A 14,413-nucleotide genomic window follows, 5' to 3' on the forward strand; every position below is an offset into this window, starting at 1 on the left:
TATTTTTATACTCCTATATTTAAAAAGAAGTACTACAGAATTTGCTTGAAAAAAATCAATGTGAGAGGTGATATACAGATGATGCAGACTCAAATATCAGTAGAGCAAAATTTAGATCATATCGGTCAAAAGAAATTTTCATGTTTCTCTACGAAGAATTATTATCTCGAAGTCAACGAATTCGTTAAAACGGTAAATACACCTGCAGCAAATACGGCATTATTTAATGATGAGATTGCAAAATGTTTTGAAGAAATTAAAAAGCAAGGCCATCAAAATCCAGTTTTAATTGGTGCTATACCTTTTGATATTACAAAGAAAAGTAGCTTAAATTTTTATGCTGATCATAAAAAAATAACACAAGCATCTTCTACGATTAACTCATTAAAAAAACATAATAACATTGAGGTAATTAATAAATCATTACTTATTCAACGCCAAAAATTTGAAGGTACAGTGCAGTTAGCTTTAGATGCTTTTGAAAAAAAGAAGGTAGAAAAAGTTGTTCTTTCTCAGGCTGTTGAATATGAGTTTAACCATCATCAAGAGCCAGAAAATTTATTGGCTGCTTTATTAAAACAAAATCCAAATGCTTATAATTTTGTGATTCCAGTAGAACATAATAATTATATTCTAGGCGCAAGCCCAGAACTGCTTTTATCAAAACAAGGTCGTATTGTAACCAGTAATCCTTTGGCCGGTTCTAGACCCAAATCTCAAATTTCTGAAAAAAATTTCGTCAGTCAACAAGAATTAAATCATTCTGAGAAAGACCAGCATGAACATCGAATTGTGGTTGAAAATATTATTAAAAATTTAGCCACTCATTGTGTAGAGCTTAAGGTTTCTGAATTTCCAGATATTTTAGAAACATCAACAATGTTGCATTTATCATCAGAGTTCCAAGGTATGCTCAAACAACAGGCACCGAATGCATTAAACCTTGCATTAGAATTACATCCAACACCAGCGGTTTGTGGCTCACCAACCAATGTTGCTAAGCAGTTTATTTTAGATCATGAAGGTTATGACCGACATTATTACACGGGGTTAGTCGGCTGGATGGATGCCGAGGGTAATGGTGAGTGGGTAGTAACGATTCGCTGTGGTCTACTCAGTGAAAATAAAATGCGCTTATATGCGGGTGCTGGAATTGTTGAAGGATCAGATGCTGAAGCTGAATGGTTAGAAACAGAAGCTAAAATGCAAACCATGTTGAATATTCTAAATACAAAAATTGCTGTGTAATTAGTAAACCTAGGCTGGTTTTATTTTTATAATCAAAACAATAACTAAGTATTCTAGTGAGATATAGTAAAAATTTAATAAAAAAGCCTGCGTAAAGCAGGCTTTCTTTTTAGATGGATTACTCAAGGAATTTAACAGTTACGCCTGAACGTACTTTATTACCTAAATCGTTAGCATCCCAGTTCGTTAAACGGATACAACCGTGAGAAGCTGTTTTAGAAATTAAAGACGGGTTTGGTGTTCCGTGAATACCAAAAGATTTTTTACTTAAACCAATCCAGATATTACCTACAGGTGCATTTGGACCAGGTGGTAAAGAAAGAGGTTTCAAGTTTTTACCTTGAATAAAGTTTGATGGTGAGTAGCTATACCAAGGATTACGAGCCACACCAACTACCTTGTAAGTACCGGTCGGAGAAGGCGTATCAGTACTGCCAATTGTTGCAGGAAATGACGCAATCATTTGGTTACGGCTATTGAAGAGATACAATTGTTTTGCACCTTTATGCGCAATAATCAAATGAATGTCTTCTGGTAAATCATTGCGTACGTTTGGAACAATGATTTTTTCACCCGCTTTTTTGAATGTTGCTGTTGGATTGATTGTTTTTAAGAAAGCTTCATCGATATGAAACTTTTCGCCCAACATTTCGCTAACACGAGTGTAATACAAACCTTTCATTTTAGCCTGTAAAGCATAATCAGAAGGAATTGATTGTGCATATGGGCCTTTTAAATCAGCATCAGTAATGGTGTATTCAATAAATGAAGGTTTTGTTTGCTTAGCAACTAATGCATCCCAAGTTTCTTTAGTCAGTTCACCAGTAGGTGATAAACCATTCATTTGCTGGAATGAAGAGATTGCTTTTAAAGTGTTTTTGCCACTCATACCGTCAATTGCACCTGGTGATGCATGTGCATTATTTAGCATGACGTGAGCACGAGCGTAAACTGGAAACTGGCCTTTACCAATATTTTCATACCATTCAGCCGAATTTAAGCTATCTAATGTCCAAGAAACTGCTAGAGCTGAAGTCTTTGCAGTTGTTGTGGTCGTTTTAGCTACGGCTACCGGTGCTGAAGCGGCAATACCTGAATCAGCATTTTGGTCTTCAGTTTTTTGCAAATTTTGTAATGTTGTTGACGCTCGATTTAAGTCACTTTGTTCTTGAGCGGTAATTTGTGTCGAAGCTTGAGCTTTTACAGTTGAAGCTGCATCTACTGCTAAAGGATCAATCGGATCTTCTACAGGAGCTGATACCTTTTTAGGGTTCAGGGGTTGCTCAGTTGTTGAAGCAGCAAAAGCAACATTAGCAATAATACAACTTAAACTCATAGCGAGTAATGAGCGAACAAACATGTAATTCAACCTTAAGAATTTTCATATAAGCAATAGGGGCATGATCTAATCTAAAATTGCATAAAATTACCAATAACTCATCTCTATGAGCCCAAGATTGGCAATTTAGTGGTTAAAAGAATATCAATAGACCCGATGTAACATGTTGCAAGTATTGCAGAAAACCTTGCTGCTTGCAGTAGACTTTTGTGTAAATATGCATTTTTTAGTAGATTGACGAGTTTTTTGTGTGAAATTGAAATTATAAAAATCTCTATGTTTTTGATATGATGCTGCCACATAAAGAATATAGAGATTGGTAATGACGACTTTGAAAAATGATCGTTTCCTACGAGCTTTGTTACGCGAACCTGTAGATACCACACCGGTATGGATGATGCGTCAAGCAGGACGTTATTTGCCTGAATATCGTGAAACACGTTCAAAAGCAGGCGACTTTCTATCTCTATGTAAAAATACAGAATTTGCTTGTGAAGTGACTTTGCAGCCTTTACGCCGTTACGATTTAGACGCAGCAATTTTATTTTCAGATATTTTAACAATTCCTGATGCATTAGGCTTAGGGCTTTATTTTGAAACGGGTGAAGGCCCTAAGTTTCAAAAAACTGTTCGTACTGAACAAGATGTCGCGAATTTACCCAAGCTAAATGCAAAGTCAGACCTTGATTATGTGATGAATGCAGTAAGCACAATTCGCTCTGCTTTAGGTGGCCAAGTTCCACTGATTGGTTTTTCTGGTAGTCCTTGGACATTAGCAACGTATATGGTTGAAGGTGGTTCAAGTAAAGAGTTCCGTTTTACCAAGCAGATGATGTACGCGCAACCAGAAATTTTGCATGCTTTACTTGATCATCTAGCAGATTCAGTTACTGACTATTTAAATGCTCAAATTGATGCAGGTGCTCAGGCTATCCAGATCTTTGATAGCTGGGGTGGGGCATTAGCACATCGTGAATATGTCGAATTCTCTTTAAACTACATGAATAAAATCATTGCTGGTTTGCAACGTGAGAAAGATGGTCGCCGTATTCCTGTTATTGTTTTCACTAAAGGTGGCGGTCAATGGTTAGAGCCAATGATTACGACTGGTGCAGATGCATTAGGTTTAGATTGGACTACTCCACTTAATACAGCTCGTAATATTGTGTCGGGACGTGTAGCGCTACAAGGTAATCTTGACCCTGCTGTTTTATATGGCTCGGCTGCTTCAATTGAAAAAGCTGTAAAAGCAATGTTAGACGATGCTTATGCAAACGGTGAAAAAACAGGTTACGTTGCTAACTTAGGCCACGGTATTACCCAGTGGGTAGACCCTGCGCAACCAAAAATCTTTGTAGATACAGTACATGAGTATAGTGCTAAATATCTAGGATAGTTTTTTGTGCGCCATCTCACTTTACCAATTCATTTTATCGGCAAGGCTGTTTCGGCAGCCTTGTTTGGTATTCTACTTTTAATTGCTTTTGCTTTAACAGCACCGATGGGAAGCCATGAATATATGGGTTTTTATCGTTATGATTATTTACTCATCTATGCAGTGCTGATTCAGATCTGTCTTTTATATTTAAAACTTGAATCATGGGCAGAAGCTAAAGTTATTGCTTTATTTCATGTCATGGCGATGGTCATGGAAATATTTTTAACGCATCCTGCGATTGCATCATGGCAATATCCTCAGCCTGCGGTATTTAAAATTTTAACTGTGCCTTTATTTGCAGGCTTTATGTATTCGGCTGTAGGTAGTTTTTTTGCGCGATCACTCCGATTATTTAAGGTTTCTTTTGAAAAACTTCCAAGTTTTGGAACGATGCTTTTACTCGCATTTTTCTCATATATAAACTTTATGAGTAAATTTTTTGTACCTGATATTCGCTATATTTTATTTGCGATCAGTATTTTTATTTTTTGGAAGACCAAACTTTATTTTCAGCTAAATGAATATAAATTTAAAATCCCGATGTTACCTGTATTGTTGACCCTCGCTTTTCTAATCTGGATTGCTGAAAATATTAGTACTTTTTATAAAATCTGGCTCTATCCAAGTCAGGTAGATGCTTGGCATATGGTAGGTTGGGGTAAACTGGGGTCATGGTATTTATTATTACTTTTAAGTTTGGTTCTCGTGCTTAAAATATTAGGTCATCGAGATAATCAAGGTAACTGGAATCTAAGGTAAATTTTTTCGTTAGCACTTTTCATCATATTATTTATTTTTTAATTGCTAAATCACAGCCTTCTCGCTATCTTTAATATCGTGTAATAAGAATTACACATAACAATACATAAGAAACAATCAATAATGATTTTGGAGATATACATCTATGTTAAAAAAATTAGCTTTAGCTGCTTTGTTAGCAGCTGGTTCAAGTGTTGCTATGGCTGATAACGATGTAGGTTGTGGTGTGGGTACGCAAGTATGGGCTGGCCAAAAAGGAGTGGTGCCTAAAATTCTTGCTGCAACAACAAATGGTATTTTTACTAACCAATTACTAGGGATTACTTTTGGTACTTTAGGCTGCCGTCAAGGCGGAACAGTAACTGCGCAAGTGGTTACATTCACAAATGAAAATGCTGAAGCTTTAGCACGTGATATGGCAGTAGGCCAAGGTGAAAGCCTGAACGTACTTGCTGAGTTAATGCAAATCAAACCTCAAGACAAAGATCGTTTCTTTAAAGTTTCAAAAGCAAACTTTGGTGAAATCTATTCTGCAAATAATCAAAATACGCTTCAAGTTTTAGCATCATTACAAACAGTAATGGCTAAAGATGACGTTTTAAAAGCTTACGTATAAGTTTGAAACTGAAAACCCTGTCGTATGGCAGGGTTTTTCTTATATTTAATGATAAAAATTGATGAGCTTAATGAAGTCAGTTGTTTTAGTTTTTGCCTCTCTGGCAGTGAATATTGCTTATTCAGCAGATATAAATCCATCTATTCAAAAATATTGGTCAATTGCAGAACAACAAAATCTAGATCAAGACATTACATGGCAAAGGCTGATGTATGCCAATAAAAATCAGAAAAGTGAGGTTACTTATTCTGGCTATTTCTTATCAGAAAATGGAAAAAATAACTTAAAAGAAGAACTAAAAGCTGACATTTCAGCATTATTTGTGCCTGCTCAAGATAATCAGTCGATTCGTTGTAAGTTTCCGGCACGTAGTCAATGGCTCATGCAAAAAGTCGGCATTCAAGAAAATGAATTGCCTCAAGTAAAGTGTACCGAATTTGAAAACTGGATTGGGCAGATTAAGCCTCATAAAGCGACCTTAATTTATGCGACCGATTTTATGGGCAATCCTAGCTCAATGTTTGGTCATACGTTATTGCGTTTGGACCCAAAAGATCAACAGCAGTTAAACCTTGTCTCTTACGCCGTAAACTATGCAGCAACTGTGGCAGGCAACGACAACTGGTCATATGCATGGAAAGGTTTAACGGGGCAGTATCCAGGCGAATATTCATTGATGCCTTATTATCGTAAGGTAAAAGAGTATGGTGATTTTGAAAGCCGCGATTTGTGGGAATATGAGTTAAATCTATCACCTGAAGAAACTCGGTTTTTAGTAAGCCATATTTGGGAAATGCAACATGTGAGCTTTCCTTATTATTTTGTGAGTGATAACTGTGCCTATCGATTGTTGGGGTTAGTGGATTTAGTAAAACCTGAATCTAACTTGCAAGAGAAATTCACCTATGCATCGATTCCAATGGAAACCATTAAATCGATGCAGCAGCAGGGGCTCACCAAAGCTCCTGTATATCGACCTGCTTTAGAAACCCAATTATTGGCCCAAGCTCATCAGCATGGCGCCTCACTGGCGAAGGTGGCTCATCAAATTGCGATGCTGCCTATACAGCAGTCTTCTCAGATTTTAAAATCATTTACTGAGCAGGATCAGGCTAAAATCCTCGAGATGGCTTACGATGATTTATATCTACAGTTTATTGGTCGTAAAGTTGAAGAAAGCATTGCTCAGCCGCAGTTACGTCAGCTTTTAGCACTCAGAAGTCAGATTGATTTAGATAAGCAACGTCAAGAACCAAAAAGACCAACAAAGGAGCCGACTCAAGGCCATAACGCACGTAATCTTTCATTAAAAGCTGGTGAGGTTCAAGGCGATAAGTTTATCGAACTTGGTCATCGCCAAGCCTATCATGATTTAATAGATCCTCAAGGAGGCTATCGTGCAGGTACTCAATTACTATTTTTAAATGGTAATGCACAGTGGCGAGATGACCATTTAAAACTAGAACGTCTTGATCTGTTAGAAGTGAACTCTTATAACCCGATTCAACCATTTAAAACACCACTGAGTTGGGGTTTTAACTTAGGTTGGCGTCAAGAAGCTATTCATGATGGAAGCTTTAGTGAAGACAAACAACACGGCGTAGCAAGCTTTAATGCTCAGGTCGGTTACAGTCTTGCAGACTATGGGCGAAAGCATATTTGCTATGGACAAGTACAGACCTACGTACAAACAGGTTCAAATCTAGATAAAGGGTGGCGCGTAGGTATGGGGCCAACTTTAGGTTGTATCAATCAATGGTTTGAGCGTTTCAACTCTGTGGTGCAAATTGAATTGCCATATTGGAAAGATCAAAACCAATGGAATTTGAGAGTAAATACTCAGTGGCAATATGTGATTAATCGCAATAATGCCGTTCGTTTAAATTGGGATTATGAACAACAAAACCATCAGGACTGGATGAAATCAAGTCTAGGATATGTTTGGTTCTTTTAAAGAATAAGTGCATAAAAAAAGAGAAATGATATTATTCATTTCTCTTTTTTGTGTTTAGGCAAGACGATTATTTCTTTATTCCATTTAACACGGCATACGCTGCCTTAATGCGTTCTTCATTTGGAATACGTTTATTGGTTAACATGACTAAGCCAATATTTTCTTTAGGAATGAACACGACATAAGTTCCGAAACCATTGGTTGAACCAGTTTTGTGGAACATCTTAACTGAAGGTTCTTTTGAAATGGCAGTCACTTTATTAGGCTTCATCACAATTTGTTCTGAATTACTGTCTAATAAAGTTTGTAAAGGCGCTGGATAAGAAAATTCTTCCCAACCTAATGCTTGATACATGATGCCGACTTGATAGAAACCTTGATGTGTTTCATTAATTGCACGTTGAATATCTGCTGGATATTTTTGTGGATTTAGGTTGGCATTAATAAACTTAAGCATATCGGGTAGTGTCGATTTGACGCCGTATGCTGGAGCATCTAGCGGACCAGGGTTAACACGAATTGGCTGATTTTCTTGATTATAGCCAAAAGCATAGTTTTGCATCTGGTTCTTCGGTACATTTACATAGCTATGTTTTAAGCCAAGGCCCGGAAAAATTGTTTTTTCTAAGACTTGGTCGAAAGGTTTATTCATAGACAAAGCAACAACTTTTCCAAATAGGCCAATACTTGGATTTGAATATTGTCTGTATTCACCGATTGGGTTTTTAGGTTTCCAGTCTTTGAAAAAAGTTAAAACTTGTTGGTCTGTTTGTACTTCATCTGGGAACTGCAAGGCAAGGTTACCACTTGTATACGTTGCGAGTTGAAGTAAGTTAACTTGGTCAATCGGTGTGTTTTTTAGTTCTTTCCAATATTTACCAGGCGTATCGTCAAAAGAGATTTTTCCTTTATTTTTTGCATATCCACCTGCTGTCGCGGTAAATAATTTACTGACAGAACCTAGTTCAAAAATGGTACTGCTACTTACGGCTTTTTTATCTTGAACAGATTGAAGACCATAATACGTTTCATATTTTTTATTATTCTGAATAACGCCCACGGCCATACCCGGCACATCATATTTATCTAATAAAGGTTTAAAGTTTTGATCTACCAGTTTTTTAATTTCTTGGTCTTTTGGTGTATTGCCCGCATAAATTGAGGTACTAAAAATAAAAAGCGGGGATAAAAGTAGACAAGAAATTTTGTTAAATCGCATGATTAGCTCATAAATTATTTAAAAAGAAAGATGCCTACTTTTATAACAAAAATCACCTAATTTAATTGTTATGTTTTATAGAATTGGATCGAAGTTTATCGCGTTTAGCTATAAAAAAAGCCCAACATTGTCGGGCTCTTATTTTGGCAGTAAAACCGGATTAATAGCTTTCTGGTACTGCACTTAAAAATTCACGGCGTGCTTCTTTGTCGGTTTTAAAATCGCCGACAAATGAAACTGTACGGGTTGTAGATTCTTGTTTACCTACACCACGCATCATCATACACATATGTGCTGAATCGATGACTACAGCAACACCGCGAGCACCAGTCACTTCTGCGACAGCTTCTGCGATTTGTTGAGTCAGATTTTCCTGAATTTGCAAACGGCGAGCAAACATCTCGGTAATTCGTGCAAATTTAGATAAGCCAAGAACTTTGCCTTCCGGTAAATAGGCAACATGAACACGACCGTAGAATGGGAGGAGATGATGTTCGCAAAGCGAATAGAATTCAATATTCTTCACCAATACCATTTCATGGTTATCTGATGGGAAAACAGCATTATTGGTGACTTCTTCTAAAGTTTTACTATAGCCAGAAGTTAAATATGAAAAAGCTTTAGCCGCACGCACAGGCGTATCTTTAAGGCCGGGACGATCAAGATCTTCACCGACGGCAGTCAGGATATTTGCGTACGATTGCTGCATTGACATAAGACGTATAAATTTACTCTATTAGACAAGCTCGGCATTGTATCAGAAACATGACCTGATGTTCATAAATCCTCACACTATATTTATTTTGGTTTTGTGCGAGCTTAATAAAAGATGAATAAATTTCATGTTTTTTATCGTTAATAGTCAAGAGTTTGAACGTCAAATGTGTATTTAATGTTGATAGGTTCTAAATGATCGCGTAATGGCATCATATTTGCACAGAAGCATTATTATAAAGCATAAGGATAAAACATGTTAGAACGTCCAATCACCTTCTTTTTTCGTGGTGGTCAGCAGCAAGTAGAAAATGTAGTACCTACAATGACGGTTTTACAATTTCTGCGAGAGTATATTCAAACTGGTAAGACCAGGCAGACCGCCACAAAAGAGGGCTGTGCTGAGGGCGATTGTGGTGCATGTTCAGTAGTGATTGGTGAGCTGGTCAATGACAACCTGCAATTACGTAGTGTGAATGCGTGTATTCAGTTTTTACCCACTTTAGATGGTAAGGCCCTATTTACAGTAGAAGACCTTCGTAGCTTATTGCCTGTACAAGATGGCACACTTCATCCGGTACAACAGGCGATGGTTGATATGCATGGTTCACAATGCGGTTTTTGTACACCTGGTTTTATCATGTCGTTATGGTCAATGTATGAAAATGAACAAAATTCTCCAAGCAAAGATAAAATCAGTGATTATCTTTCTGGAAATTTGTGTCGTTGTACAGGCTATCGCCCTATTTTAGATGCAGCACAAAAAGCATATGACTATCCGCGCGTTTTATTAAACCGTCAAAAAATAATTGATGTATTAAAAGAAATCAAAGCATTACCTGCATTACATTTAAATGATCATGGTCAACAATTCTTTGCACCAAAGACTTTGCAGGATTTTGCCGCATTACGTTTGCGGTTACCGCAAGCGCGTATTGTTGCGGGTAGCACAGATGTCGGTTTGTGGGTAACAAAGCAGGGCCGCGATTTAGGCGATATGCTTTATATTGGTCAGGTGGACGAACTGAAAAGGATTGTAGTCACAGACCATGCTTTAACGATTGGGGCAAATGTCAGTTTGAGTGATGCACTCATCAAAATTTCAGAGTTTTATCCTGACTTTCAAGAATTACAGCGCCGTTTTGCTTCCATGCCGATTAAAAATGCAGGAACTCTAGGTGGAAACATTGCCAATGGTTCGCCTATTGGCGACTCAATGCCGGCATTAATTACGCTAGGTACACGATTGATTTTGCGTGTAGGTGTGCAGACCCGTGAAATTGCTTTGGAAGACTTTTATTTAGATTATCAAAAAACAGCATTACAGCTCGGTGAGTTTGTTGAGACGATTGTTATTCCACTTCGTGAAGGGCAGACGCGTTTTAAATTTGCCAGCTATAAAATTGCCAAACGATTTGAGCAAGATATTTCTGCGGTATGTGCAGCCATTTCATGTGAGCTAGATAATGATGGTGTCGCTCACAATGTAAGAATTGCTTTTGGTGGCATGGCTGCTATTCCCAAACGTGCAAAATATGCAGAAGCCATATTGGAAGGCCAACAACTTGCAACAGAATTGATCGTTCATGCACAAGAAGCATTGTCGCAAGACTATCAACCTTTAGATGATGGACGTGCTAGCTCGGCATATCGTTTACACGTCGCGAAAAACTGTTTACAGCGGTTTTATATAGAAAAAATCCTGTCTAAAACGATCACTCGTGTTAATGACTTGATTGCTATGGTGGAGATCTAATATGAATCAAACCATTGACTTAAAGATTTCTAAAAAATCAGCTAAAGCAGGTGATTCGATTCCACACGAAAGTGCACATTTACATGTGACTGGGCAGGCAACTTATATTGATGATTTACCCGAGCTTGAAAATACCATGCATTTGGCAGTGGGATTTTCAAGTTGTGCCAAAGGCAAAATCAGTAAGTTTGATTTGGATGCCGTACGTCAGGCTGATGGTGTCTATGCAGTTTTTTCTGCAAAAGATATTGAGGTTGAAAATAATTGGGGGCCAATTGTTAAAGATGACCCAATTTTTGCAGAGGAGCAGGTCGAATTTTATGGACAAGCCTTGTTTGTGGTTGTGGCCGAGAGTTATCAACAAGCCCGTCAGGCAGTTCGCTTAGCAAAAATTGAGTATGTGCCCGAAACTCCAATTTTAACGATTCAAGATGCGATTGAAAAAGAATCGTGGGTGTTGCCGCCTGTTGAATTTAGCCATGGTGAAGTTGAACAAGCATTTCAAAATGCAGCCCATCAACTTTCAGGTGCTATTGAGCTGGGTGGGCAAGAGCATTTTTATTTAGAAGGTCAGATTTCCTATGCGATTCCACAAGAAAATCAGAGCTTAAAAGTCTATTGTTCGACGCAACATCCAACCGAAATGCAGTTACTGATTTGTCATGCACTAGGCATGAATATGCATCAGGTGAGTGTGGAAAGCCGCCGTATGGGTGGAGGTTTTGGCGGTAAAGAGTCACAGTCGGCGCAGTGGGCATGCATTGCATCTTTGGCAGCGAAAAAAACAGGTCGTCCGTGTAAATTACGCTTGGATCGTGATGATGACATGAGTGCTACAGGCAAACGTCACGGTTTTGCTTATGAGTGGTCTGTAGCTTTTGATGACAGTGGTGTTCTGCAAGGCTTAAAGGTACAACTGGCTTCAAACTGCGGTTTTTCGGCTGATCTTTCTGGGCCAGTGAATGAACGTGCGATTTGCCATATTGGCAATGCCTATTATCTAAATGCAGTTGAGCTACGTAACTTACGTTGTAAAACCAATACTGTTTCTAATACCGCATACCGTGGTTTTGGTGGACCGCAAGGCATGTTTGTCATCGAAAATATTATTGATGACATTGCTCGTTATTTAGGTTGTGATCCGGTTGAAATCCGCCAGCGTAATTTCTTTGCCGAACAGCCCGGTGCAGGACGTGACCGTATGCACTATGGGGCAGAAGTCCGTGATAATGTTGCGCCAAAATTGGTAGCTGAATTATTGCAGACTAGCGATTATGCGAAACGCAAACAGGCTATTCAGGCCTTTAATCAGAACAATGACATCATTAAGCGTGGTATTGCGTTAACCCCATTAATGTTTGGTATTTCGTTTAACGCCGTGCATTACAATCAGGCAGGTGCACTGGTCTATGTCTACATGGATGGTACTGTTTCTATTACCCATGGCGGTACGGAAATGGGACAGGGGCTATATACCAAAGTATGTCAGGTTGCTGCGCATGAGTTGGGTTTACCAATCGATAGCGTTCGTTTAATTGCAACCGATACTTCTCGTGTGCCAAATACTTCGGCAACTGCAGCATCGAGTGGCGCGGATTTAAATGGTAAAGCTGTTCAAAATGCCTGTATTAAAATTCGTGAGCGTCTGGCAAAACTTGCAGCAGACATAAGCGACAGTGACGCAGGGCAAGTCCAGTTTGAAGATAGTATGGTTTCAACAGCGAATGGTCACTCATGGACATTTCCAGATTTGGTTCAACGGGCATATATGGCACGTGTACAGCTATGGGACAGCGGTTTTTATAAAACGCCAGAAATTCACTATGATCAGGTCAACCATTTGGGGCGTCCATTTTTCTATTATGCCTATGGTGCAGCAGTCAGTGAGGTCGCAATAGATACCTTAACAGGGGAAATGAAAGTATTACGTGCTGACATTTTGCATGATGTAGGACGGTCGATTAACCCTGCAATTGATATTGGGCAAATTGAAGGTGGTTTTGTTCAAGGGATGGGATGGCTTACGACAGAAGAGCTGTATTGGCAGCCGCATGGACCACACGCAGGCCGTTTGTTTACCCATGCGCCTTCAACTTATAAAATCCCGACCAGTGTAGATATTCCTCATATTTTTAATGTCAAACTGTTCAATAATCAAAATCAGGCAGACACCATTTACCGCTCCAAAGCGGTAGGTGAACCCCCATTTATGTTGGCATTATCTGTTTTCTCTGCAATTCGTCAGGCGGTACAGGCGGCTATTCCCGAAAAAGCTCCGCTAGTGCTCAATGCTCCAGCAACTGCCGAAGAAATTTTACGTGCAATTGCTATTGGATGGGGACAAGCTTTGGCTGCTCGCCCACAGGCTAAAATGTAGAAGATTATGCAACATTTACAATGGTGGACTGATTTTGTAGCGTGGCAAGTTGATGCTCTGCCTATGGTATTGGTCACAGTAGTCCGCGCTGATGGTTCTACACCGCGAGAGGTTGGTGCATCCATGTTGTTGCGGTTTAATTTGCAACAGCAATGGCAGCAGTCAGATACGATCGGCGGCGGGCATTTAGAGTTTCAGGCGATTGATATTGCTAAAGCAATGTTAAAAGAAACGGAAACTAGTGTGAGGCGTATTGAACGCTTTAACCTCAGTGCTCGGTTAGGGCAGTGTTGTGGCGGAGTAATGTGGTTATTGTTTGAAAAAATATCACCCGCTACGGTCACATCGGATTTATCCGTGAGTTTGCAAGCATGGCGAGTTGGAAAGCGTATATCGCGTACCGTCTCACATCAATATGCATCCACTTGGCAGACTATGGATATGAAGCAACAACCAAGTTTCGAGTTTGATTCTGACAGTAGTGAGCAATGGCAATTTAGCCAGCAAATTCAGCCTTATGCCATGCAAGTACTGATTTGTGGTGCAGGGCATGTGGGTGAAGCAATTGTCCGTTGTTTATTACCTATTGGTGTTCGGGTGAAATGGATTGATCCACGTGATGATATTTTTCCATCCGATTTACTGCAACAGGTGCACTGTATAACGACTGATACCTTAGAAGCCGAGATCGAGCATTTTGACCGTTCAGGCGCAATTTTAATATTAACTCATGACCATCAATTAGATTTGCAACTATGTTTTTCAGCCTTAAAACCTACGGCAAAACCATTTGCTTATGTTGGGATGATTGGCTCAAAAAGTAAAAGGGCTATTTTTGAAAAACGCATGCAGGTGCGAGGTTATACTCCGGAAACTTTGCAACGTTTGGTTTGCCCGATCGGGATAGAAGGGATTTCATCGAAACAACCTGCAATGATTGCCATTGCAGTAGTTGCTCAATTATTACAAGTATTTGATGTAAAAAAATGATCC

General features: G+C 38.9%; 11 protein-coding genes. 8 read left to right on the forward strand and 3 right to left on the reverse strand.

Annotated features, from left to right (window positions below):
• Positions 1-78: 78 nt before the first annotated feature.
• A complete protein-coding gene (gene basJ, locus H7R46_RS05430; RefSeq protein ID WP_005068065.1) occupies positions 79-1,248 on the forward strand; it encodes an acinetobactin biosynthesis isochorismate synthase BasJ in 1,170 nt (389 codons plus the stop codon).
• Positions 1,249-1,366: 118 nt separating this feature from the next.
• On the opposite strand, the gene H7R46_RS05435 is transcribed toward basJ, so the two are convergent.
• Complete coding sequence (locus H7R46_RS05435) at positions 1,367-2,608, reverse strand: L,D-transpeptidase family protein (RefSeq protein WP_005068067.1); 1,242 nt, start codon at positions 2,606-2,608, stop codon at positions 1,367-1,369.
• A 301-nt stretch (positions 2,609-2,909) separates the two neighbouring features.
• Here H7R46_RS05435 and hemE point away from each other — a divergent pair, with 301 nt between their 5' ends.
• The 4 genes from hemE (at position 2,910) to H7R46_RS05455 (ending at position 7,354) form a co-directional block, all read left to right on the forward strand.
• A complete protein-coding gene (gene hemE, locus H7R46_RS05440; RefSeq protein ID WP_002118698.1) occupies positions 2,910-3,983 on the forward strand; it encodes a uroporphyrinogen decarboxylase in 1,074 nt (357 codons plus the stop codon).
• A gap of 6 nt (positions 3,984-3,989) precedes the next feature.
• Positions 3,990-4,784 (forward strand): DUF817 family protein, encoded by a 795-nt coding sequence (locus H7R46_RS05445; RefSeq protein ID WP_002118932.1) that lies wholly within the window; start codon positions 3,990-3,992, stop codon positions 4,782-4,784.
• 145 nt (positions 4,785-4,929) lie between these two features.
• Positions 4,930-5,400 carry a DUF3015 family protein gene (locus H7R46_RS05450; protein WP_002118800.1) on the forward strand — a complete coding sequence of 157 codons (471 nt, stop codon included), beginning with the start codon at positions 4,930-4,932 and terminating at the stop codon, positions 5,398-5,400.
• Positions 5,401-5,461: 61 nt separating this feature from the next.
• The gene (locus H7R46_RS05455; protein WP_025469795.1) at positions 5,462-7,354 is read left to right on the forward strand and encodes a DUF4105 domain-containing protein; all 1,893 of its coding nucleotides are present in this window, start codon (positions 5,462-5,464) and stop codon (positions 7,352-7,354) included.
• 67 nt (positions 7,355-7,421) lie between these two features.
• On the opposite strand, the gene H7R46_RS05460 is transcribed toward H7R46_RS05455, so the two are convergent.
• Both H7R46_RS05460 and folE read right to left on the reverse strand, forming a co-directional pair.
• On the reverse strand, positions 7,422-8,573 hold the full coding sequence (locus H7R46_RS05460; RefSeq protein ID WP_005068074.1) for an extended-spectrum class C beta-lactamase ADC-132: 1,152 nt from the start codon (positions 8,571-8,573) through the stop codon (positions 7,422-7,424).
• Between the two features lie 160 nt (positions 8,574-8,733).
• A complete protein-coding gene (folE, locus tag H7R46_RS05465; protein ID WP_002118643.1) occupies positions 8,734-9,282 on the reverse strand; it encodes a GTP cyclohydrolase I FolE in 549 nt (182 codons plus the stop codon).
• Between the two features lie 261 nt (positions 9,283-9,543).
• Between folE and xdhA the strand changes: the two genes are divergently transcribed.
• Genes xdhA through xdhC form a run of 3 tightly spaced genes read left to right on the forward strand, consistent with a single transcriptional unit; the run spans position 9,544 to position 14,410 of the window.
• The gene (gene xdhA / locus H7R46_RS05470; protein ID WP_005068077.1) at positions 9,544-11,043 is read left to right on the forward strand and encodes a xanthine dehydrogenase small subunit; all 1,500 of its coding nucleotides are present in this window, start codon (positions 9,544-9,546) and stop codon (positions 11,041-11,043) included.
• A 1-nt stretch (position 11,044) separates the two neighbouring features.
• A complete protein-coding gene (gene xdhB, locus H7R46_RS05475) occupies positions 11,045-13,420 on the forward strand; it encodes a xanthine dehydrogenase molybdopterin binding subunit (protein ID WP_005068080.1) in 2,376 nt (791 codons plus the stop codon).
• A 6-nt stretch (positions 13,421-13,426) separates the two neighbouring features.
• The gene (gene xdhC, locus H7R46_RS05480) at positions 13,427-14,410 is read left to right on the forward strand and encodes a xanthine dehydrogenase accessory protein XdhC (RefSeq protein ID WP_005068082.1); all 984 of its coding nucleotides are present in this window, start codon (positions 13,427-13,429) and stop codon (positions 14,408-14,410) included.
• Positions 14,411-14,413: the final 3 nt, after the last annotated feature.

Origin of the sequence: Acinetobacter sp. BEC1-S18-ESBL-01, from assembly GCF_014169935.1 — a bacterium.
Lineage (GTDB): Bacteria > Pseudomonadota > Gammaproteobacteria > Pseudomonadales > Moraxellaceae > Acinetobacter > Acinetobacter pittii.